This is a genomic window from Glaciecola nitratireducens FR1064 (assembly GCF_000226565.1).
Classification (GTDB): domain Bacteria; phylum Pseudomonadota; class Gammaproteobacteria; order Enterobacterales; family Alteromonadaceae; genus Glaciecola; species Glaciecola nitratireducens.
In genome coordinates, this window is sequence record NC_016041.1 from 2,171,137 (window position 1) to 2,193,316 (window position 22,180).

Genomic DNA, 22,180 nt, shown 5'->3' on the forward strand with positions numbered 1-22,180 from the left:
CTTAATCTCTTTTTCATTAAGAATCTTCAGATAGGTCTTGCTGCATTTTTTCAGAGAGTCTTTTTTGCATTTTTTCCTGGTGTTCCATCCGTATTTTATTTCGCTGTTGCTCTGATGTAGCAGACTTGATCATCTGACGATATGCCTGTCTTTCTTGCTCTGTGATTTGATCTCCACCATAGATAAAACCACCCGCTTCATCATCAAATAGGGCCTTATTTTGAGCTTGCATATGTATCTGTTTTTGATGTTCCGCACGTATTTGCTTACGCTCTTGTTCTGACCCAGCCGATTTTAGCATTTGACGGTATCTTTGACGTTCTTGCTCTGTCATTTGATAACCACCATAGATAAAACCGCCAGCTTCATCACTAAGTAACGGGCTATTTAGCATTTGAGCCTCTATCTGTTTTTGATGCTCAGCACGTATTTGCATACGTTGCTGTTCGGATGCAGCTGTTTTGATTCTTTGACGATAAGACGCTCTCTCTTGCTCAGTCATTTGTTGGGCGCCGAAAATGACCCCACCCATACCATCGTTGAAATGCTCTCTGTCTCTATCTCGATCTCTATCAGCATCTCGATCTTGTTCGCGATCCTTATCACGATCGCGATCCTGAGCTCTATCTAAATTACGGTCAGATTGATACTCTCTATCAACTCTTTTTTCCTTATCCTTATCGCGGTTTTGCTCTTGCTGAGCTTCAGACGTAAACGGTGTTAGGGATGCAATGCCCATCATCCCAACAATTGCAAAAACAGGTAACTTGATACGTGTCATAGATTTCTCCAAATTTAAATAAAAACATGTCGTACGAAAAAGAATAGGCGCTGACCTACTCCCTTTGCGTAGCTTCACACTTAGAAGAAATTTGAATTTGACGTATATCAAATATGATTTCTTTATTTAAAATTTGGAGAACTCTGCAAACGCCAAAACTAAAGATGAATGAGACAATGAATGGTATACGTCTTTATTGTTTTTGTAGGAAATTGATAATCGAGCTGTGGTTGTTCTTTTCGGCTAAATTTAGCGCGGTCATTCCTTTTAAGTTTTGTATTTTCACATCCGCACCATAACGAATGAGGATTTTTAAAATTTCTAGATACCCTGCCTCAGCCGCAGCCATCAGGGGCGTATATCCATGATCGTTAGCACCATCAACGTTAGCATTCAAATCAAGTAACTTTCGGGTCATTTCGGCATTATTATTCTCCACTGCAATTAACAACGGCGTCATCCTAGTATGCGATGACTTAGCGTTAAGCTGAGCCTTACTCTCTATCAGCATTTCTACCATCTTAATGTTTCCTGTTCCGACGGCGTACATAAGAGGCGTTATGCTTCTATTATCCAGCGTGTTGGTATTCGCGTGCTCAGACAAGAAATATTCAGTAAGTCTATTTCTTTTGCGCATGACGGACCAACTTAATGCCGTCAGTCCCGCACTATCTCGGTACTCAATATCAGCACCACTATCTATAAGTGCCTTAACAATATCGATATTTCCAGCTGCCGTCGCTAAAATCAGTGCGCTTCTTCGGTTTTTATCCGGCGTTGCAGCATTAGCAGAGGCGCCTTGTTTGAGTAAATTTTGAACTTGAGTTACCTTATTTATTGTCACCAAACGCAGTAATGTGAGATCGCGAGTCCGCTCCTCTCTCGCTTCACTATGGTCGACTATTCTCTTTGCGGAATTTGCGGCTGCGTTCCATGTAGAAAGGTATATGACTGCAAACAGCAAAATCAGAATAAATTGTGTTTTGCTAATCAATCTTACACTCCTGATATGATCAGACTAATATCACTAAAATACGGGCATCGATTGTGAACTTATATCACCTTCGAAGCCCGCGTCCTGATGTTGTGACAATTAACGGCGTACCCTCGTTATTGCCGTTGCAGTATCATTACTATTGTCGGTATCACCATCGCTAACCACTGTGGCCGTCCAAGTAAATGTTGCTGGTGCAGCAGGTGCAGTCCAATTGAATACGAAGTTCACACTGTCACCATTTGAGACATTATTGAATACATCGCTAAACTGCACTGTCTGACCTCTGGAGGATACTCCTTCAACTAAGACAGTACCTTCAGCACCATCAGCTGGCCCATTATTAACAATCTCAACTGCAACTATCTGCTCAGAATTAATAGTCGCTCTCGATGGAACCGCAAGACTAACTAATGCCATGTCAATATCGCTAGGTGGAGGCGTATCACCTTGACCTTCATATTCTAAAATCAACTTCGCGCTATAGATTGCGGTCGATTTAGCATCACCTTTTATGTAGAAAGCTACATCAAAGTCACTGGTCATCGGTAACCCATTAGTTGTATATGGCACGCCGTTGATAGTTCCGGCAACTGTAACAAAATCATTTTGATATACATCAACCCAGCCAGCGCTAGTGGCTAGCGGAGAAGGACCTTTGCTATCATCCCAATCCAGCAGGTTAATAACTGTAGTTACTCGTTCGCCCACTTCATACTTAATATTGTCACTCTTGAACGGTGGCGCACTACACTCGATTTTTGGTACCTCTAGCCCAGGCAAGTCTTGACCAAATTTGTTTGGCTTTAACCGCCAACGAGGACCCGACACTAATTCTAGACCATCGGCAGTTAGCTCTTCTTCGCTTTTTGGAAAAGCACTCCCAATAAAGTCATATACACCATTAGCTTTCCCTTCTGTGCTAACATAGGACCACTCAAAAGGGTCTCGATTAATTGTGGTGTAATATGCGTTAGTGAAAGCATTGTAGAGATCTGCTGAAAATGCATATGGGTCATCTTCTGCCAAAGTACCCGGTGTTGCGTTTTTCTTTAGTGCGAAAGGCATATTACGCAGAACAGTGCCAGCGCCAATTGGAGTTGCTGGAGCCTCGCCTTCAATAAAGTCACCGTCGCCTTCATAACAAGATACCGTAGATTTCCACACTTCAGATTCAGGATCTAAGTTCTCAGGATCATAATTTTCTATAAAATAAGACGGCTTACGGCCTGTAGCAGCCTCATTTTCAAGATCTTCAGGGCGTATTTGATCATTAGGGTTGTTGGTGATCAGATGATCTACTTCCAAATAGGCTTTGGTTACAACAAAAGGCTCTATATCTGGGTCTTTCCACTCATCCGGCAATGCCAAACGGGCATACATTCGCACGTCGTTAGGCCGCTTATGTAATCCGCCCCAACCATATAGTGGTTTACCATCATCTTTCAGTTGAACCGAATAGTCGGTGCTCAATGCAATGTTATTTAACATGTCCGTTTTGTCATTGGGAAACATTTGGCATCCATCCGGAACGCCAACCTCATCGCAAGGAACTGAACTCTCTAAGCGCGGACCTAACTCACCATCCACTAAAATTAATGCGTTATCATCTAGTGGAGCATCAGCACAATCGTAAACAAGATTGCCACTTTCGGTGCTTAATATTTTTTGTTCGCCAGTGACAGGATCTGCAAACTGATAGGGAATGGTTTCATGACAGCTCAATACATGTTCCATGGCAGTGTAGTGCTCGGTCTCGCACTTTACTGAGGTGCCGCCAAGTCCCTGACACCACGTACCTAGAGGGGCTTTAACTTTATATTTAAGCGTTGGAGCATTTGATACTCTAATGCCGCCGCTAGGTTCGTTACCAACGAAACCTTCAGCATAATCAAAATCTCTGATTTTTCCTTCAGCACCAAGAAAGTCAACGACGTAATAGCCAAATTCACTGTCTACTGGATAAAGTCTAACGCCAGACTTATCCAAAAAATCAGTAACGTCAGTACAGGGGACGTCCCCAATACCGCAAATAATGGAGGGGTCATTATCACTTCCAGAAGTACCATAAGTTGTTCCTGTGAATCCTCCCAAAACATCATTTACCGAAAATACGTGCACTGATTCATGCGCTGCAAATGCTGTCCCGCTTAATGCTGCGGCAATTATCGCTATGGCGATAGGCGATTTTTTCATATTTTTTGTTAACATAGTGTTTCACCTTAAAAATTTTCATTTTATTTTAAATTAAGTTTGGCTGACCATTCTTTACATGTCGGGCAATACGCAAGCCGAATAATCCCAGCACACCTGCGCTCATTGTCCAAAGAACTGATGGTTCAGGCACCGCTGTTGCGTAACCCTCGGTGTAAGTAGAACCATAAATTGTCTTACTTTCCCCAGCCCCAAGCGTGAAGCTCAAGCTATCCTCAAGAAAAATATCATCAAACAACGCTCCCCCAGCAAACAACTCGACTGAAGAGAAAAACAAAAAATCATTGGGAAATGCGGAGTCAACTAGATAAATTTCTGCATAACTTCCACCATCTTCTCTTGAGTCGAACAAGCCGGTAAATTCCAAATAAGTACTGACAAAGGACGAAAATAAGAGCTCGAATGTCATTAAGCGGCTTCCATTGCTGGTATTTGCAAAAGACATGGAAAAATCGGTGGCTGCGCGAGAATCGGCTGTACCGTTAGCAGATACTGAAAATCCAGCCTCTCCTATGGATTCTGAATACTGATAAAATTCGTCACCGATAGCCCAATTGAGATTAAAAGGTTGAAGCTCCGTATAGAAACTTGCATCCCCATCACCGGTGCTTGCGATGAAAGTATCGAAAGTGCTGGTAGTTAACAGTGTAATTTCATAACTTGAAGCATTGCCAGGGCCCCCTCCACTGCCAGAACCGCCACCGGCACCGCCGCCAGCACTCGTCACATTAATCGAAGTGAGTTCAAACTCAGCGACACTTTCATAAATTATCCCAGCACTGGCCCCGAACGAGGTAATCAATGTGCAGCCTGCGATTATCAGTACCTTTAACGATAGGCATTTACTTGCTTGTATTACTTCCATAATCACTTCCTTTTTAAGTTAATTGCGAAAAATATATTCGCATTCAGTTTTTCTTCTTTTTCTACAATTTTGAAAGGCATAAATTAACATCTCAAAAATTAATACTTTTTATATCAAGCTCCCACTGACTCTCAGATAACAAAGCGCCAGAGGCCGATAAAACTCGACGTACTTCCACTTTTTTAAGGATGCCTTTGTCAGGAGAAACCCATAGACTTCTATCAGTGGCGACAGTAGTTCCCCTTTTGTTATTCACATAAGTAAAAAGATATTTGTAGGATTCTTTGTGCGTAATTTTGTTTGCTTTGTAATTACCTAATGCTGTGGGAATTGAATGTGCGACTTCGACACTGATTTCTCGATTCCCCTCAGTTATGGGGCCCGATGCCGCTCCACCGTATAAACTAAAAAAGTCGATGCTCTTTTTGTCTAAATTAATTAGGGGAATAGGGATCGCAAGTAAGCCCTTATCAAAAACAGTACCAACAACATATTCATTGCCGTATTTATTAGAGAGTTCAAATAGTTGTCCACTTGGCTCTTGCCAAATGTCTTGTGTGTCTATTTGCTGTTCACCTGTTGCTAGGAATGTTGTTATTGTGCGTAAGGTAAATACTTTTTTGTCTTGATAACGTAATCTGCCCGGTTTAAATTCCGCTAGAACGGTTACATTAGAGATAAATATTGGCTCATCTCGTTTAGATATCCTTACGTCACCCGAAAACTCCAACATGTCTCCAAGTTGGTATAGTCTAATTTGGCTTGACGGCATCTGCATCGGAGATAACATTGCAGCATCGCTCGTTCCGCTACCACAAGCATTTAGCATTAAAAGAGCAAAGCCAATCAGCATCGTTTTTAAAAACGCAGCATTGTTAATGATGCGTAATGCGCAAAGCCTTCTAGATATAGCAATCAATGCTTTATTACTTAGTGCTTTATTCGTCGTGATGCACTTCCATGCTCTTTGAGGCATGCAATAGTCAAAATACTGTCCTACTTCGTACATAATTTTTCCTTTATCACTTCACGATCCAACATTCAGCTACATCAAATTAGATTACTTTCCTGAGCAAAACCCTTAGCTCAGCATGCATTTTCGAAGCATCAAAAATGAATGAATATCTATTTCGTTTACCACTAAAACTAAAGATAGATTGAAAGAAAAATTGATGTTTGACGTACGTCAAGTTTTGACTTTTTAGCAGTTAAGTTAATAAAAATATGAAGTTAGAGACTAGTCTTGGAATTGTTGACGTGGGTCAGTTTATTAAGAGGTGTAGCTGATATTAAAGAACATAGAAACTTAAATTGGAGAGTATGTTATGTCGGTAAGCCAATATTGTGATAAAAAAACAAGTACGTTAACGCAAGATTCATCCATTCTGGAAGCGGCTCAATTGATGCGTACAAATCATGTGGGTGAAGTCATTATAGTTCAGCGTAAACAGGGTAAACTTATTCCTGTTGGACTTATCACTGATCGTGATTTAGTTATCGAGATTATCGCGATGGAAATAGACATCGATAAGATAACCTTGGGAAGTATTATGTGTTTAGATTTAATAACGGTAAATCATGATAGCAGTCTAAAGAAAGCACTTGAGCTTATGCAAACTAATGGAATACGAAGAGCGCCAGTAGTAGATAGCAAGGGAGTATTATTTGGCATTATTAACATCGAAGGCATATTAAAAGTGTTAAGCCAAGATATGACAAAGGTGCTCAAGCTGTTTAACAACGAACGTCGTATTGAAAAACAGTTCCGATCGTAGACTTGTCAATATGACAGCAAATAATAATGATATCGCCAACATATTTGAAGAGATAGCCGATATTCTCACTTTGCAGGGAGCGAACTTTTATCGTATTCGGGCTTATCGAAAAGCGGCGGCGCAACTTCGTGATATGAGCGTTGATGTTGCCGAATATGTTGAAAAAGGTCAGGATCTGAGTCAATTACCCGCTATAGGGACTAAATTAGCCCAAAAAATAGTCGAAATCATTCAACAAGGTCGGTGCTCTGCATTGGAAACTTTGCGCGAGCAAAGTCCATTTGGTCTGACTGAATTGTTGCACATTCCCGGCCTTGGCCCCAAACGAGTAAATGCGTTAGTACACGTGTTGGGTGTACATACCCAAGAACAGCTTTTGCAGGCAGCAAAAGACGGTAGAGTTAGTTCTGTTGCTGGACTGGGTCAGAAAATTCAAGCCAACATCATCCATACCATAGAATCAAACCTGAAGCGAAAAACGAGACTTAGTCGCGCCATTGCAAAACAATATGCCGAGCCAATCTTAGCCTATTTAAAGCAAATACAAGGAGTCGAACACGCAGTGATTGCCGGCAGTTATCGTCGCTGCAAAGAGACTGTTGGAGATATCGATATATTGGTAACGACAGGAAATGAAGATAGCGTAACTCACGCTTTTATTAACTACGACCAAGTCCGCGATGTGTTGTCCACCGGACCAACCCGTAGCTCCGTTATCTTATATTCTGGCCTACAGGTTGACTTACGCGTTGTGCCCAACGATTGTTATGGTGCAGCTTTGTATTATTTTACAGGCTCACGATCACATAATATTGCACTGCGTTTACGCGCCAAAGCACGCGGGCTTAAAATTAATGAATATGGTGTTTACAAAGATAAAAGACATATAGCGGGAGAAACTGAAGAATCAGTATTAGCTGCGATAGACTTACCCTGGATCCCACCTGAATTACGCGAAAATAGCGGAGAAATTGATGCGGCGCAACAGCGTCAATTGCCTACATTGGTAATACGTGACGATATTAAGGGAGACTTACATTCTCACACTACTGCAAGCGACGGACATCACAGCCTTGAACAAATGGCTGAAGCCGCTAAAAAAGCGGGTCTTGAGTATCTGGCAATTACAGAACATTCCAAACGTTTGAGCCTAGTACACGGTTTGGATGAAAGGCGACTCATAGAGCAAATAGATGAAATCAATCAACTTAACAGTCGATTCAAAGGATTTACATTGTTGAAAGGTATTGAAGTCGACATTCTCGAGAATGGTGAACTAGATTTATCCGATACAGTCCTCTCTAAACTCGATTTAGTGATTGGTGCAGTGCATAGCAACTTCCATTTATCGCGAAATAAACAAACAGAGAGAATTATGCGAGCTATGGACCGACCTCACTTTACGATGCTAGCGCACCCTTCTGGTCGTCTATTAGGAAGCCGCGAAGCTTACGATTTAGATATGAAACGTATTATACAGCATGCTAAACAGCGGGGATGCTTTTTGGAGTTAAACGCACAACCATTGCGCCTCGATTTGAACGCGCTACATTGCAGAATGGCTAAATCTGCTGGCGTATTAGTGAGTATTAATTCCGACGCCCATCAACTCACTGATTTTAATAATCTACAATATGGGGTGGACCAAGCGCGGAGAGGTTGGTTGGAAAAAGCCGATATATTGAATACTCGTTCATTGTCCGACCTGCTTAAGTTGTTAGGGCATACATGAGGCCTGTTTTGTTGCACCTAAAGTTAGTTTTGGGCATCCTAGCCTTTCCAATTTAACGCTAAAAACTGCTGTATGTTTCCTCTAAGTAACAAAAGAAGAACCGATTGCTCCACAGCATTTTTGTTAAGCGCTTCATTGAGCATTCCGCTGAACTCCTGAACATTACTTATTGGTTTACGATTAACCTGTAAAATAATAGTGCCGGGCTCAATACCAGCCAAGGCCGCCACTGAACCTGGTTCAACAGCGGTAACAATAACCCCTTTTTCCTGAACAACATCATATTGCTCCGCTAAACTTGAAGTAATATTTTCTACAACCAGCCCAAGCTCTTCTCTGGAAACGGCATTTCCAGAAAGCGTAGCTTTATCATTCTGCATAGAGCCCACTACTACGACCAAGGTAATATCCTTCCCTTTACGTACAACTGAGATATTTTTTTTACTATTAGGCTTGCTTAGCGCAACTAAATTTCGAAACTTACCAACCGTAGTTACTGCTGTTCCACCAAACTGGGTAATCACGTCGCCTTGTTCTAAACCGGCTTTAGCCGCCGGCGAATCTGGCATAACCTGTGAAACTAATATACCGTCGTTATCTGTTATTCCAAATGATTTAGCAAGCGAGTCGGATAATTCCTGTACCACAATCCCTAAATGACCGCGAATGACCTCTCCTTTACTCATTAACTGCTCACCAATACTCTTCACTAAATTAATTGGGATCGCAAAACCAATACCCATGTAGCCACCATTACGGGAAAAGATTGCGGTATTCATACCAATAACTTCACCATCAATATTGACTAAAGGACCACCAGAATTACCAGGGTTGATTGCTGCATCGGTTTGAATAAAGTCTTCATAGTCGTTTATACCCAAGCTAGTTCGTCCCGTAGCACTAACGACTCCTACGGTAAGGCTGTGACTTAAACCAAAAGGGCTACCAATTGCAATTACCCATTCACCAACCTCTAATGCTGAAGAGTCACCTAACAGAGCCGCTGGAATATTGCTCGTATTAATTTCAATCAAAGCAACATCTGACTGCGGATCGACACCAACGACTTGTGCATAAAATTTACGATCGTTTTGCAGTACTACCGTGATCTTTTCAGCATTTTCAACAACGTGGTTGTTGGTCAAGATATATGTTTTGTCTTTAAGTAAACCTTCTTTTACTTTAAATACAAACCCTGAGCCTTGACCTATCATTTCACGCTGGTTTTGTGGCGAGCGAGGCGATTTATATTCGTCAAAGCGGTCACCAAAAAACCGCTCAAACAAATCGTTACCAAACCAGTTTTCATCATTAAATGGAAATCGAAACGTCGGGGCTACTGCTTTTCTTCCCTCTACTTGAATAAACACCACTGATGGCGATACAGATCTTGATACGTCAGCAAATGCCTTGCTAGTTTGTCGTAAGTTTTCAATTCCATTTTCTTGTATGGATGCTGTTGCCAAACTAAAAGGCATTAGCACTATTAACAACATTCTAATCGGTATAGTTACATATCTGTTCATGCGGATATTACTCCTGATACTAATTCCTTTGTATCGCAGGAATTAATTAGTGTTCAATCATTCGATTCTGCCTAATACATCTATTAGTTTTATTAATTTGGCTTTACTGCAGTCATCGGTTTCTCTAATTGGCTGTGATGAGCACTCACCTCTTTGAGCATTTCAACAACTGGCCCCATATTTACGGAGTGTGAAGGGCTGGTGCTGTTCATATTTGAATTACCAGTAAAAGCGACTATATCCCCAATTGATACAATTCCAGCCAGTGTTCCATCGGCATTCGTCACCATGATCCTGCGCACACCATCACTTCGCATTTTATCTAAGCAGTTCTGAAGCGAATCATTTTGTTCACAACAACTTAATTTTTGACTGTAGATAAATTCCTCTGGTGTGAGTGACCACAGCGGTTTATGCTTTAACATGGCGGCCATTGCTATATCTCGATCAGTTACGATACCAATCGGCTTGTTATCATCATCTACGACTGGAATGGCGCCACAGTCATGCTCCCACATCAATCGCGCAACATCATCAAGACTAGACTGCGCTTCACACGTTTTTACATTCAGACTCATTATTTCGTTAATATTCATCAGCTAATGTTCCTACTTTAAGGTTAATTTTTCTTAAACCAGCATAAAATCGCTAGGATTAAGCTATGTAAATTGAACATTGATGAAGTTTAGGTTTATTGACGCAGTAACAATTGACCTAAGTCAAATTTAGGTTTTTGTTAGTCAAAAAGGGATGATTTAAATTGCTAGGTTTATGTAAAGTCAGAATGAGGCTATGAAGCTTTTTAAACTACTGTACAAAAAAAGCAGTGACTCCAGCCTATTTGGCCAAGTCACTAAAGTCCTCAACAAAGTCAGCAATTTCACTAAGCAAATGCGTTCTTTGCTCATCAGTTGCAAGGGCATCAACTGCAAGTAAAAATGTCTTATAAGAATTACGATTTTCATCGTTACGCTGATTGAGCAGTTCACTACGATATTCTTCCGGTTGCATAAGCAAGCGGTTCAACTTCGCTTTGAATTCATCACCTCTATCAGACTTATTAAATAATGAGCGGAGTTCTGCTTGATATCGAACACGATACTCTAGCCATAATTCTCCATTTGAATGATATTGACCATACATATTTTCAACCAAACTTTCCTGTTCACTAGTGATGTCGCCTAACCAACGTTCAAGATTTTTAATGTTGCGTTTGATTGACCTTTTCTGACGTTGTTCAGGAGATTTTGCTAACAACTCTTGTCGTTCTTTTTCCTCATCTTTGTTCATTTCATCAATTTCTTTGAACATAGAGTCGACTTGCTCTTGCGTTAGCATCTGTGCCATTTCTACTAAATCGGGAATTATCTTGGCTTTGAGTCGAGTCCAATGTTCTGCCGCTTTTTGCTGATGATAGTCCATTTTATCAAGGCTTATTTGCTGCAGCCGAATATCATCTGACAATTCGTTCAAATGGGCGACGTATTTAGGTATTTCTGTGTTTTTATGCCACTCAAGCCAAGTAGCCAATTTTACATCGACCATTCTCTCCTGCTCGTCGCTTAGTTCTACGAAATCATCAACGTACCAATAGACTAACCAATCCAAATTTTTGTAAACGAATTTTGTGGAACAGCCTGACAGCAGCAGTACCAAACCAATAACAATAATTTTTTTCACTTTAACTTACCCCAATCTGGACTTTTGTTGCTTGCCTGTTCTTACGACAACTCTGATAGTAAAGGTTTAAAATTGGTGATTAAAAAACATTCTAAACGTAAATCAGCTCAATATTTTGCAAAAATTTGAACGAAAATCACCTCAACTCACTCTGCACTGCCCATGATGAAAAGACTAAAACTCCATGAGCATGACCATTAAACAGACTCACCCGGCAGCAAAGATAGAATTCTCGCCTTCGAATAAAAACCTTAAGCAAAATGCCTTTGAGTGGTGCATAAAAAAACGCTTTTAATAAAAGCGTTTTTTTCAAAGTGATGTTTAACTACCAATATTTAATAACTGATATTCACTCTTTTAAGCCAATGTACCCACCACCAAGCAGGACCAATTAACAAATAGCGTAAATCTTCAAAAAATGAAGGCTTTTTACCTTCTACGTGATGACCTATAAACTGCAAAATCCACATTATAACGAACAAGCCTAAGCTGAACATCCAAACTGAAATATTGAACATCACAAGCAACTTAATGACACCAAAAGCACCTAAGGTGAGCAGCGTCATCGCTGCACCAATTGGCCCAGAAAGTTTAAAATAATAATACAATGTAGGAATAACCAGTACGTGTGCAAATGTAATTTTCATAGCTTGCATAAACTCAGGCACAGGGATTGACCATAACAAACCGATCGTGACAAAGTAAATAGCAGGAACAGCGACGGCGTGGATCATGATATTGGTTCTATTGGTGTGGCTTTCACCATACTTAGTAATTAACCGCTCGACTTCGCGCATTTGATCTCTCTCTATTATTGTTATTTTGGATTGTTAACTTTGGTTTTTATTTTAACAAACAGTTTACAACGTGATCATGTATCGCTCAAGTAATCGTTCAAGTTGATTATCATGGTCTGCAAACCGTATGCCATAAGCATGATAGTCTTTTTCAATTCGTGCATTTTTAACTCGTGCCGCCAACAGCATTGTCCTGTCTGCTAATTCAACACAAAGTGTGATTTTCTCGTCACCCTGAATAACCTGAAGTACAGTTTTGAAAGGAATGAGCAACTTACAGCCATTTTGTGAAATATCAACGATCAGGCCTTCTACTTGTTTATTTTCCTGTTCGTCCAGAACCACTTCCACAGGCACACCTGAAATAGCGCGTTTTTCAGATCGTAATCCCAATTTTTGTAAGACTGATGGAAAACTTGTGATCACCATCGGCACAGGAGAATGAATCACTTTCAAAATACGCACTTTAAAGGCAACGACCTCCCCATAAGGTTCATCAAGAACATAACGTATGACAATGTGCATATCAGGTTCTATCAGGAGTGTCGTATTGACTACTTCTGTTGATGCTGGGTATCGGAAAAATAAGCAGTGCTGACCATCGGTACCAAAGTAAGTTGTTTTGAGGCGCACAGGCTGCGCTTGCGCAATTAACTGCATATCAGCGTCGGTGTTCGGCAACAGGCACAATAACGCATTTATGTCGGCTGATGATATGGTAGGTTTCACTAAAATTCCTTTTCCAAGTTACAAGTGGTCGGTCACAAGTAACTGATAACGTGGTAATATGGCTGCTTTATAAAACTTATCTATCACGCAACTAATATAGGTGTCCATCCATGGCAGACATGCTCACATACCACATCGTACCTGAAAATCTAGCTGAGCACGTTTTTAATGTCAAACTTTCTGTTCCGGCATCAAAACATAACGTAATTCATCTCACGCTCCCTGCATGGATACCGGGTAGCTATATGATCCGGGACTTCAGTAAAAATATTCACAGCATAGCAGCTGCATCACCAAACAAAGAAATAACACCCATCCGTCAAGTGGATAAGCAAACTTGGCGAGTCGAAAACGCGGCGCCCGGGCTAGAAGTAACATATCAAGTTTACGCCTTTGATTTATCGGTGCGCGGTGCCTATCTATTCGACGAATATGCATTTTTTAATGGAACTAGTACCTTTTTAGAGGTCAAGGAATTTACAGAAAGCGCTACCACACCGATAGTAGTCAACATTATTAACAACCAACTCGATAAAGATTGGCAGTTGTGCACGTCGCTAACACAGCAAGCTGTTGTGGAGTTTGAAGGCAATGCAACACATTCTTTCATTTGTGAGGACTATCAAGAACTGATTGACCACCCTGTTCTTATGGGGATAGTTGACAAACACACATTTGAGATTTGCGGTGTGCGTTTTCATTTCGTGTTGACTGGCAATAATGAAACTGACGTTGAGCGAATTTGCAACGATTTAAAACCAATTTGCAAACACCACATAGACTTGTTTGACGGCCTGCCAGAAAAAGACTATTGGTTCATCACCCTATTATGTGAAGATGGATTTGGCGGTTTAGAGCATCGCGCTTCAACCGCTTTGATGTTTCCGAGATTCCATTTACCTATGCGCAGTGAAACAGATGTCATCCCGGAGCAATATCAGCAATTCTTAAGCTTGTGCAGTCACGAACTTTTTCATGCATGGAATGTGAAGCGAATCAAACCTGAATTGATGATTTCACCTGACTTGCAATCCGAACAATATATGGAGCAGCTCTGGATATATGAAGGGTTTACGAGCCTTTATGACGACCTGACTTTGGCAAGAACGAAGATTATTAACCCACAGCGGTACGCTGAAATATTAGGCGAGAATGTCACTCGATTAAATCGAACTCAAGGGCGACACAAGCAAACAATTACCCAATCAAGCTTTGATGCTTGGACCAAGTTTTATAAGCAAGATGCAGGTTCACATAACCACATTGTTAGTTATTACAATAAAGGGGCTATTATCGCTTTAGCGCTTGATATCACCTTGCGCCAAATGAGTAATAACCGTTACTCTATCGACCAGTTAATGCAGCTGCTTTGGTCACATTACGGCATCAAGAATATCGGTACGCCGAATGACGTTATACATACTCTGTGTAAAGCACACTTCAATATTGATATTTCTTCATTTCTTGATATTGCGATATACACGACAATGGATTTACCATTGGACACAATGGTTCAGTCGATTGGACTAAAGCTTAATTTACGCAGTCGAGCTAGCGCGGATGATAAGGGCGGCAAGGCTAATAAAGAGACGACGAAGCATGCTTTTGGCGCTACTTTTAAAGACCAAGGCAGTGGCGTTGTATTGCAGACAATGCATGACGGCTCGCCTATTGTTCAAGCGGGAGCTCAACTAGGCGATGTATTGATTGCCTTAGGTCAGTGGCAAGTAAACGCGGGCAACTTACAGAGATTGTTGGATAATCAACAGAGCTCAAAGGTAGACATTACGCTGCTGCGACAAGGCCGAATTATTCGCAGTAGTTTACCGATTAAGCCTGCGATTAACGATACGGTCTACTTTACTATTGAGAATGCTGAAATCTTTGACGCTTGGATTTCTGGAGCTGTTTCCCAGTAGGTATTTTTTGCTATTACTCAGCAGAGAGAGCATCAACAACGAGGGCTGGATCTAAGCGTTCTTTAAACCAATTGATGCGCCAGTCAAGGTGTGGGCCGGTTACGCGGCCCGTTGCACCCATCTCAGCAATCTTCTGGCCTTGTTTCACCATATCTCCCCGTTTAACATCAATAGAGGATAGATGAATAAAGGTTGATGATACGCCGAGTCCGTGGTCAATAATGAGTGTGCCGCCAGAGTAATACATATCCTTATGCGCTAAGGTCACAACGCCATCAATTGGTGCAACGATATCAGTGCCCACAGGACCAGCAATGTCCAAACCGAAGTGTGGGCGCTTGGGTTCGCCATTAAACACTCTTTGGCTGCCGTAAACTCCCGAGATAGGTCCTTTTGCTGGCAATATGAAATCGCTCAAAAATGCGGTTTGCTCTGAGCTTGTCGCGCGCGCTGCGGCTATTTGCATATTATCTTCCCGAATACGCGCTAGTACCTCTTTTGGAGGAGAAACATATTTAGCAGCTACACCTTCAATGCGCTGCACATTGTATTCACGTTTAAGCAACTGAAGTGATTCTTGATTGCGGGTCAATTCACCGGGCAGTTGCCATTCTAAATTTTGCGTTAATGTCGCGTCTCGCCCAAAACCCAGAACAAAATCACCGGATGCTAAAATATTAAGTGCTTTGCCGTTCAACCAAACAGCACTGCCTGCGGGCAGCTTTCCCCTCAGCAGCGCGCCTTGCATCAACTTTCCATTTAATTCAGGCTGCTTTGTGACTTCTGCAGCGGATAACTCAAGTACACTCTTGGTGCTAGTATCATTTGCCAATACACTGATATTAAAAAACATGGCGCTACAAATAACTGACAAAACGCCACTTTTAATAAAACGATAACCGTGCTTTCTTGTGGATTTATTCATCAGCAACTATAGCACCCTTGCCTACACCTTCGAACGCTCTCACTTCTAACTTAACATCGGTCATCGTTTTCAGTTCATCAAACATAAATTGCGCTAAACATTCAACAGTTGAATCGGTCTCAATGATTTCACAGGCCTGTTTCTCAATGGCCATTTCAAACTCACCCTGGGATGCTTCGTATTTGAAACAATAGTATTTTTCGTCATTGATATTATCGTGCTGAAAACTCAACTCACTTGATGTTACTAAATCCTCATGAGTACCGATGTAAATATCGGCCCATCTTTTTGCCCAATAATTTTGCCACGTTTCACTTTCTTTTCCATCTTCAAAAACCAACACTTTTGAACGATGCCCATGCGCAATACGCTGACAGTTACCATCATGTTTTTTAAGTCCGTGAGTGTAGTGATAAAAATCGGTCGGAATGACTTCTTCACGCAAAAAAAGCTCTACAGAGTGCACATTTTCTGGCAAGTGAATTTTTATGACCTCTTTCAAATACTCTGTTACTGAGCTCATATTGACCTCATCAGAGTACACAAATGCATACGCTTCAGGCGGGCAATATAGATGCATACTTTGCGCATTTTCAGCACCGTCATGTTGGTAAGAAAAGTCAACTTGAACACGTTCATTACTGTCATCGTGGGTGATGGTCGTGCACTGATTTTCAGCCGGTACGACAAGTTTATGATCAACGTATTCATCAATCACGTGCTTGAGTTCTTTTTTTACTTTACCGAAATCTTGCACCATGCTTTCTTCATTTAATCCGCCATTCAGCAAAATATCGACAATCCAGCTCTCACCGACCATTCCACGTGTTGGACACAGATAAGAAAAATCCATGACGGTTAAATCGTTTACGAATAATTTCATATCAGCAATTAGCTTCCTTTTGTTGCGCGCAGCAACTGGTCTTTTAAGTTGGGTGGAATACCGCGGATGGTCAGTGTATCTGTATGCGGATCATACAAAATACGTTCACCTAACAGTGGCCTGTCAAAATTAATCGTTACACCTCCGCCGGCTCCGCTAAATTTTGCTAATGATTTAATAACAGCGCGATCTGGTTGGAAACTTTGTTCTAGTGGCACTTCTTGCTGGTCGTTAAATGCAGAAAAAGATTGGCCTGAATCTTCATCTTTCGGTAAAAACTGCGCTATCTCTTCAACGGTAACATCCTCGCCTTCATCTACTTTTTCTTTAAAATAGCTTGCGACGGATCCACGATGTTGGTTTTTTTCATACGCATCGCACTGTTCTTGAGACAAGTAATCGTCGACATTTTGCATCAACTGTTTATTTTGCTGCTTAACGTCAACCTTTTCCTCGCAGCCGATATACTGCAGGAAGAAATCAGACACTTTTCGGCCCATGCGCCCTTTCAAGAAACTAATATATCTAAATTGTTCAGGCGATACCTGCCATTGCGTAATATCAACGCGCACAGCTAACTGCATTTTGCTGAGGTCAAGGTGGTCACTGTAGTCCAAATCCATCTGCTGATTGACAGCCACATGCTGTTTTGTGTCAATGAGCGCAATGAGTAGATACTGTGTTGCGAGATATTCATATTGACTGAATATTAGAAACCCTGTCTCTATCATTTCTTCCTTTGCTAAGGTTTGTAGTAGAAATTCGCCACTTTTGACACTAAAAGCATGAAAATCCATTTCGCTTTGTAATACCTGCGACAAGTCATCAGAAAAAGCATTCTCAGCTTCTTCCGAAAACCCGCCCACGCCCTTTCCTGGCTTGCTATTAAAAGTTGCATGCAGCTGCTGAGCTAAGGTTTCAATATCTTTACTCGCCTCAAAACAGCTCGAGCGTGGAATAAAATGAAGCTTGCCATCGTCTGACAAATTTAAACGATGAACAACAAATTGGTGAATGAGTGCACTCATATACTTAAAAGACTACCTTATAAAATGTGCTAAACTTTTGGTTTAGTATCGTATTTACTGTAGTTTACCGATAAGTACCTCGACAATAAACTTAGATTTTCTAAACAATTGTTTGTGAATGAATAGAGTACCATTATAATCAGCGCTCTGAATCTGGTTAATTGTAACTAGTTTTTCATCAAAAATCACAGGACAGATTAATGCCACAACAATCCCGATACTCTAATAAAGAGTTTGAAGCGGCCATGCAAGACGTTTTTGACGCCTTAGAAAAAAATAATGCAAACCGAGATTTATCATTAATGGTGTTGGGCAATGTGTTATCAAACATATTCACGCAGCATGTCGCGCTTGAAAAAAGAGAAGCAATGGTAGAGCAATTTTGTAATGTATTAAAAAGAGCAGTCAAAGGGAATTAACAACCAAAATGATGTTTAATGAATCGCCAAGACGTAAACAAATAAACGAGCTCGTTGCATGGGGACATTGGTTTGCTCTCGCGAATATTTTGATGGCATTGATCATATCATCGGGGTATTTGTTGTCGTCGCCCATTGCAAGCACGCCCGTGAGCATCACTTATACGCTGATAACGTGGGTTGGTCACATTAGTTTTATTACGTTCTTCGGCTTCGTGCTCTTGCTATTGCCACTTTGCTACAAAGTGAAGCAGCCTCGCATACTGAAAACCATTGGTTCTGTTATAGCGGCTATTGGGTTAGCACTCCTTGCGTTTGACGTATTGCTTTACAGTAAGACAGGATTTCACATTACTTTTAGTTCTGCTGCATTACTGCGAAGTGAAACCGAAGGACAGATGGGCGCATTCAATTGGTTGCAGTGGTTTTATCTTCTATTGCTGATAGTCGTATGGCTGATGTTTCAACTTGTGCTTGCTAATGCTATTCATAAGCGAATAAAACGATTTATGAAGGTACATATTGGCGTCTATGTCACAAGTGCGTTCGTAACTTGCTTTATTGGTAGTCATGCAATACACGTATGGGCCGATGCAAATTTGTATGCTCCGGTATTGCAACAAGACAATATGCTTCCACTTTCTTATCCAGCAACGGCTAAGACATTGATGTCGCGCATCGGTGTATTCGATCTTCAGGACTACAAACAACGCCAAAATTTACAATTCAACGATAGTGACATAACGTTCAACTATCCCCCAAAGCCCATTTATTGTTCAGTCGACGCAACGCAGAAAGTCCTCTTTGTTAGTTTACGCAATGCTTCTCTTTCAACAGAACCTGAAGGCTTGATAGATAATGGTTTCCACTTTGTTAGCGACACATTGAAAAATGATTATTTAATGTCGGTCGTGTACGGTTTGCCGCAAGGCTTATTGCCAAGCGTAGCTGGCTCACAGCCGGTTACACTCGCGTTGTCAAAAGCGTTTAATCTTGACGTTAGCATGTACAACCATGAAACCAGCAACCAAGACAATGCTGAGCAAAAGCCCTTCTATTCTAGCAATTGGGACGAGTTCACGAAAAAATTAAATGAACAACAAAGCGGTTTGTTTATGGCAACGGTCACGAATGAAGAGTTAGCTTCAATCGATTTGCAGGACCTTTCAGCGACTACAAAAATTCTTTTTGTCGCACAGCCAGAAAACAGTCCCTATCATAGACTGTATAGCAATTTGCCAATCAAAACGACGATGTCGACTACGGAAGACATTGCGCCCACTATTTTAACGCAACTCGGCTGTAACGCGGCGCCAAATAACTATACGATTGGCCAAGCATTGCAGTCACCAACCCGAGCTTGGGCAGTCAGCTCGCAGGGTAGACATTTAATTGTTGTACACAAAGGCTTAATTACGGAAGTGAGTAAGGATGGTAGTTTTGAAATTCGAGATTATATGACGAACGAAAAAGTCCTGACTGAAATCGACACTAACCTGTTAAGTCGTTCAATTAAGCACATTACTGCTTTTTCAAAACAGTAAGCAACACATTCAAAGCATTGTAGAAGGTCACGCCTTAATGGAAAAGGAGTTACTTAAGGCGTACTTTCGATAGTTCCTACATGAGTTCAATATGCATATTGCGCACAAAAAGCTCTTTTCCAACATGCGGTCCATTTAGCAACACCACCTTGCTTAAATCCATCATGTTTTTGTATATTCGGTCAGTGTTTGAGGGATGCACTATTTTGCTACTCCACTCTATTACTAGTGCCTGAGTACCCTGCGGTAGCGTATAGTAAGCAATGTCATTACCAGACTCTGCCGTTTGACCAATAATCAGCGGATAACCTTCGGTGGTAATCAATTTAGCAACATCAACAGGAGCAGCTTCAACTACAGAAGCAGTAGGTAAACTAGATACTCCTTCCTTAGTTAAATAGGCCAACACCCTGTCCAACTTTTCTATCACTCTCTTCCCTACTGGATTTTTAGCTGCTATCACGTGCAAACTAGAGGTTTCCATTATGCCGTCAAGTGCAATAATCAGCTGTTTACGGTGTGAAAAATAGTCGTTTAATTGTTGAACCATCACACCCTCAGTCATGGGTAAAACATCGATCACGTTGTTAAACAATGCGGTTAAAGCCTGCTTCTCACTAGCGAAAACAGTCGCCTCAGTTAACTCTTTGTCAATCGACTCACCATAGCTATACCCAGACACGCGCCCTATCCGTTTTTTGTCTGCATAAGCTTGTTGCGCTGCGTCTGATGTAAGATATTGACGGTTAAAATACACCTTGCTGGTCACTGAAAAAATAGGTTGTGAAAACAGTACCTCTTGACTTCTTTGAGGTGTTTTAAAATAAGGAAACGATAAAACCGCTTTTTGATTTTTTACTTTCAAATAGGATAATTCATAGGGCATATATTGCCAGCTTGTTTTGGTGCCTTCAAAGTCATACAAGATCTCAATCAGTCGCGCGGCAGAGCCGCTCTTTTCACCCTCAGCATTAATATAAGGGGGCCAGCTATCTGTTAATATAATGAGTTTTTCATTTCCATGCGCAGGCACAAAAAAGCAAGATAATGACAATAGTAATAATGAACACCGAGTAAATCTTTTTGCAAGCCCTGTAGATATCGTATTTGTTAACGCTAATCTCATCATTCTTGCTACCTCGACTTAATGATTTTATAAACAAATACCAGTAATAGCGTCAGAAAAAAACCTGAGCCAAACATTACGTCGGTATCAATTTCAGCAATGAATTGCAGCATAAATGAACGACTGTCGTCATTATAATCAAGCGTAGGACGCGACATCATTTCTCGGCTTAGCTCAGTAAGATAAAGTGACAGCTCAAACACAGTGAAGAAGCTTAATGCAACCAGCAGTAAGTCGGTCAGCAACGAGCTTCGCTCCCGTTTTTTATTTTCTGTTTCATCAATTTTACTAGTGCAAATTTCAATCATACGCTGGCCGTTTGCGCTTAACGCTTCATAATTCCAGCATTCCAGTATATTCACTAAAATAAGCCTTTTAGACTGTGTCAAATAATTCAAGTGATCGTGAAAGGCAACCTGATGCAGACGCGACGTTACCCGACTACGACTAAGTATGGTCTGCGCGTCGTTCTTTTTATTTCCGTTGTAAGCAGAATCAATAGCCTGTTTGAGATGCTTATTGCAGTTTTCCTGAGCTGCATAATAATATTGCGCTAAAATCATCGCATCGATACGCTCATCATTTACCTCAGTATTGATAATGACGTAGTTTAGCCAGGTTAAAGAAAATGATTTGTGACCTGAAATAATATCAGCAGCGTCCTTAGGACGATGCGTGTGTTTGAGCCACTCCGTAATAAGTGTTTTGATGCGTTGGCTTTCTATTTCTGGTTTTTTTAATAAAATTGCGCGTGACACCCATAAAATTTGAGCTTCTTTATTAGCGCTATGATCCATATGCAGAAAGTCGCCTAAATGCTTGCTGCTGATATGTGTAATGGATTCGATGAATGCAGAATATATATCTTTAATAGCCGCTATCGTTGCATCCTGACCCGCTTGTTCAAGTGCCTTTACATTGTCAGAATAATCAACTGTTATATCAAGTACGGCGATACCAATATTGTTGGGAAAAACATGTATCTGCAAATTAGGGTTAAGTTGCTTATTGCTCCAAGTGAACAGCCTGTTGTCCCAGCTATCACTATCAATAGATTCATATTCCGTTCTTTTCGCCGACGCCATGGGTGACAGATCGTCTTCAAACTGATCATGAATAAGACTTGTAAAAGCGGAGAATTCAGCGGATGAACGGTCAACGCCAGTTTTTAGTTCGATTGGGATGTAAACAGGTGCGATTGTTCGGATGCTGATTGGCAATGGTTCCATCGTGCAGAGTCCTT

20 protein-coding genes are annotated in these 22,180 nt (G+C 41.1%); 5 read left to right on the forward strand and 15 right to left on the reverse strand.

Annotation, left to right across the window (positions count from 1 at the left end):
• Window positions 1–16 precede the first annotated feature (16 nt).
• The 5 genes from GNIT_RS09390 to GNIT_RS09410 form a co-directional block, all read right to left on the reverse strand.
• The gene (locus tag GNIT_RS09390; protein WP_014108956.1) at window positions 17–781 is read right to left on the reverse strand and encodes a hypothetical protein; all 765 of its coding nucleotides are present in this window, start codon (window positions 779–781) and stop codon (window positions 17–19) included.
• A gap of 193 nt (window positions 782–974) precedes the next feature.
• Window positions 975–1,775, reverse strand: coding sequence for an ankyrin repeat domain-containing protein (locus GNIT_RS09395; RefSeq protein WP_014108957.1), 801 nt, complete (start codon window positions 1,773–1,775; stop codon window positions 975–977).
• A 99-nt stretch (window positions 1,776–1,874) separates the two neighbouring features.
• Window positions 1,875–3,986 (reverse strand): hypothetical protein, encoded by a 2,112-nt coding sequence (locus tag GNIT_RS09400; RefSeq protein ID WP_014108958.1) that lies wholly within the window; start codon window positions 3,984–3,986, stop codon window positions 1,875–1,877.
• Window positions 3,987–4,017: 31 nt separating this feature from the next.
• Complete coding sequence (locus GNIT_RS09405) at window positions 4,018–4,854, reverse strand: hypothetical protein (RefSeq protein WP_014108959.1); 837 nt, start codon at window positions 4,852–4,854, stop codon at window positions 4,018–4,020.
• 91 nt (window positions 4,855–4,945) lie between these two features.
• Window positions 4,946–5,863: a hypothetical protein gene (locus tag GNIT_RS09410; RefSeq protein WP_014108960.1), complete on the reverse strand. Its 918-nt coding sequence runs from the start codon at window positions 5,861–5,863 to the stop codon at window positions 4,946–4,948.
• Window positions 5,864–6,179: 316 nt separating this feature from the next.
• Between GNIT_RS09410 and GNIT_RS09415 the strand changes: the two genes are divergently transcribed.
• Window positions 6,180–6,629 (forward strand): CBS domain-containing protein, encoded by a 450-nt coding sequence (locus GNIT_RS09415; RefSeq protein WP_014108961.1) that lies wholly within the window; start codon window positions 6,180–6,182, stop codon window positions 6,627–6,629.
• A 10-nt stretch (window positions 6,630–6,639) separates the two neighbouring features.
• A complete protein-coding gene (gene polX, locus GNIT_RS09420) occupies window positions 6,640–8,361 on the forward strand; it encodes a DNA polymerase/3'-5' exonuclease PolX (protein WP_014108962.1) in 1,722 nt (573 codons plus the stop codon).
• A 38-nt stretch (window positions 8,362–8,399) separates the two neighbouring features.
• On the opposite strand, the gene GNIT_RS09425 is transcribed toward polX, so the two are convergent.
• The 5 genes from GNIT_RS09425 to GNIT_RS09445 all read right to left on the reverse strand — a co-directional run bounded on the left by GNIT_RS09425 (window position 8,400) and on the right by GNIT_RS09445 (window position 13,093).
• Window positions 8,400–9,887, reverse strand: coding sequence for a Do family serine endopeptidase (locus GNIT_RS09425; RefSeq protein WP_174268979.1), 1,488 nt, complete (start codon window positions 9,885–9,887; stop codon window positions 8,400–8,402).
• A 92-nt stretch (window positions 9,888–9,979) separates the two neighbouring features.
• Entirely contained in the window at window positions 9,980–10,483 is a 504-nt protein-coding gene (locus tag GNIT_RS09430; RefSeq protein ID WP_014108964.1) for a CBS domain-containing protein, read from the reverse strand.
• Window positions 10,484–10,724: 241 nt separating this feature from the next.
• A complete protein-coding gene (locus GNIT_RS09435) occupies window positions 10,725–11,567 on the reverse strand; it encodes a DUF6279 family lipoprotein (RefSeq protein ID WP_014108965.1) in 843 nt (280 codons plus the stop codon).
• Window positions 11,568–11,902: 335 nt separating this feature from the next.
• Window positions 11,903–12,364: an Mpo1 family 2-hydroxy fatty acid dioxygenase gene (locus tag GNIT_RS09440; RefSeq protein WP_014108967.1), complete on the reverse strand. Its 462-nt coding sequence runs from the start codon at window positions 12,362–12,364 to the stop codon at window positions 11,903–11,905.
• A 63-nt stretch (window positions 12,365–12,427) separates the two neighbouring features.
• On the reverse strand, window positions 12,428–13,093 hold the full coding sequence (locus GNIT_RS09445; protein WP_014108968.1) for a flagellar brake protein: 666 nt from the start codon (window positions 13,091–13,093) through the stop codon (window positions 12,428–12,430).
• 110 nt (window positions 13,094–13,203) lie between these two features.
• On the opposite strand from GNIT_RS09445, the gene GNIT_RS09450 reads away from it, so the two are divergent.
• Window positions 13,204–15,012 carry a M61 family metallopeptidase gene (locus GNIT_RS09450; RefSeq protein WP_014108969.1) on the forward strand — a complete coding sequence of 603 codons (1,809 nt, stop codon included), beginning with the start codon at window positions 13,204–13,206 and terminating at the stop codon, window positions 15,010–15,012.
• A gap of 13 nt (window positions 15,013–15,025) precedes the next feature.
• Here the strand turns inward: GNIT_RS09450 and GNIT_RS09455 are convergent, their stop codons facing one another.
• The 3 genes from GNIT_RS09455 to yejK are packed head-to-tail and all read right to left on the reverse strand — an operon-like array spanning window position 15,026 to window position 17,848.
• Window positions 15,026–15,937: a M23 family metallopeptidase gene (locus GNIT_RS09455; protein ID WP_014108970.1), complete on the reverse strand. Its 912-nt coding sequence runs from the start codon at window positions 15,935–15,937 to the stop codon at window positions 15,026–15,028.
• Window positions 15,930–16,820, reverse strand: a complete 891-nt coding sequence (locus tag GNIT_RS09460) for a 6-carboxytetrahydropterin synthase (protein ID WP_014108971.1) — start codon at window positions 16,818–16,820, stop codon at window positions 15,930–15,932. Before GNIT_RS09460 ends, GNIT_RS09455 begins: the two co-directional genes overlap by 8 nt.
• Window positions 16,821–16,828: 8 nt before the next feature.
• Window positions 16,829–17,848, reverse strand: a complete 1,020-nt coding sequence (yejK, locus tag GNIT_RS09465; protein WP_014108972.1) for a nucleoid-associated protein YejK — start codon at window positions 17,846–17,848, stop codon at window positions 16,829–16,831.
• Between the two features lie 200 nt (window positions 17,849–18,048).
• On the opposite strand from yejK, the gene GNIT_RS09470 reads away from it, so the two are divergent.
• Window positions 18,049–18,267 carry a YejL family protein gene (locus GNIT_RS09470; protein WP_014108973.1) on the forward strand — a complete coding sequence of 73 codons (219 nt, stop codon included), beginning with the start codon at window positions 18,049–18,051 and terminating at the stop codon, window positions 18,265–18,267.
• A gap of 8 nt (window positions 18,268–18,275) precedes the next feature.
• Window positions 18,276–19,811: a DUF3413 domain-containing protein gene (locus GNIT_RS09475; RefSeq protein WP_014108974.1), complete on the forward strand. Its 1,536-nt coding sequence runs from the start codon at window positions 18,276–18,278 to the stop codon at window positions 19,809–19,811.
• 76 nt (window positions 19,812–19,887) lie between these two features.
• On the opposite strand, the gene GNIT_RS09480 is transcribed toward GNIT_RS09475, so the two are convergent.
• Window positions 19,888–20,940 (reverse strand): substrate-binding periplasmic protein, encoded by a 1,053-nt coding sequence (locus tag GNIT_RS09480; RefSeq protein ID WP_148261706.1) that lies wholly within the window; start codon window positions 20,938–20,940, stop codon window positions 19,888–19,890.
• Between the two features lie 5 nt (window positions 20,941–20,945).
• The gene (locus GNIT_RS09485; RefSeq protein WP_014108976.1) at window positions 20,946–22,166 is read right to left on the reverse strand and encodes a hypothetical protein; all 1,221 of its coding nucleotides are present in this window, start codon (window positions 22,164–22,166) and stop codon (window positions 20,946–20,948) included.
• Window positions 22,167–22,180: the final 14 nt, after the last annotated feature.

Coding starts and splice junctions, on each gene's coding strand:
- GNIT_RS09405 (WP_014108959.1), bottom strand. CDS start 4,854: ATGGAAGTAATACAAGCAAGTAAATGCCTATCGTTAAAGGTACTGATA.
- GNIT_RS09450 (WP_014108969.1), top strand. CDS start 13,204: ATGGCAGACATGCTCACATACCACATCGTACCTGAAAATCTAGCTGAG.
- GNIT_RS09485 (WP_014108976.1), bottom strand. CDS start 22,166: ATGGAACCATTGCCAATCAGCATCCGAACAATCGCACCTGTTTACATC.
- polX (WP_014108962.1), top strand. CDS start 6,640: ATGACAGCAAATAATAATGATATCGCCAACATATTTGAAGAGATAGCC.
- GNIT_RS09475 (WP_014108974.1), top strand. CDS start 18,276: ATGATGTTTAATGAATCGCCAAGACGTAAACAAATAAACGAGCTCGTT.
- GNIT_RS09415 (WP_014108961.1), top strand. CDS start 6,180: ATGTCGGTAAGCCAATATTGTGATAAAAAAACAAGTACGTTAACGCAA.
- yejK (WP_014108972.1), bottom strand. CDS start 17,848: ATGAGTGCACTCATTCACCAATTTGTTGTTCATCGTTTAAATTTGTCA.
- GNIT_RS09430 (WP_014108964.1), bottom strand. CDS start 10,483: ATGAATATTAACGAAATAATGAGTCTGAATGTAAAAACGTGTGAAGCG.
- GNIT_RS09440 (WP_014108967.1), bottom strand. CDS start 12,364: ATGCGCGAAGTCGAGCGGTTAATTACTAAGTATGGTGAAAGCCACACC.
- GNIT_RS09400 (WP_014108958.1), bottom strand. CDS start 3,986: ATGTTAACAAAAAATATGAAAAAATCGCCTATCGCCATAGCGATAATT.
- GNIT_RS09455 (WP_014108970.1), bottom strand. CDS start 15,937: ATGAATAAATCCACAAGAAAGCACGGTTATCGTTTTATTAAAAGTGGC.
- GNIT_RS09390 (WP_014108956.1), bottom strand. CDS start 781: ATGACACGTATCAAGTTACCTGTTTTTGCAATTGTTGGGATGATGGGC.
- GNIT_RS09470 (WP_014108973.1), top strand. CDS start 18,049: ATGCCACAACAATCCCGATACTCTAATAAAGAGTTTGAAGCGGCCATG.
- GNIT_RS09460 (WP_014108971.1), bottom strand. CDS start 16,820: ATGAAATTATTCGTAAACGATTTAACCGTCATGGATTTTTCTTATCTG.
- GNIT_RS09425 (WP_174268979.1), bottom strand. CDS start 9,887: ATGAACAGATATGTAACTATACCGATTAGAATGTTGTTAATAGTGCTA.
- GNIT_RS09410 (WP_014108960.1), bottom strand. CDS start 5,863: ATGTACGAAGTAGGACAGTATTTTGACTATTGCATGCCTCAAAGAGCA.
- GNIT_RS09480 (WP_148261706.1), bottom strand. CDS start 20,940: ATGATGAGATTAGCGTTAACAAATACGATATCTACAGGGCTTGCAAAA.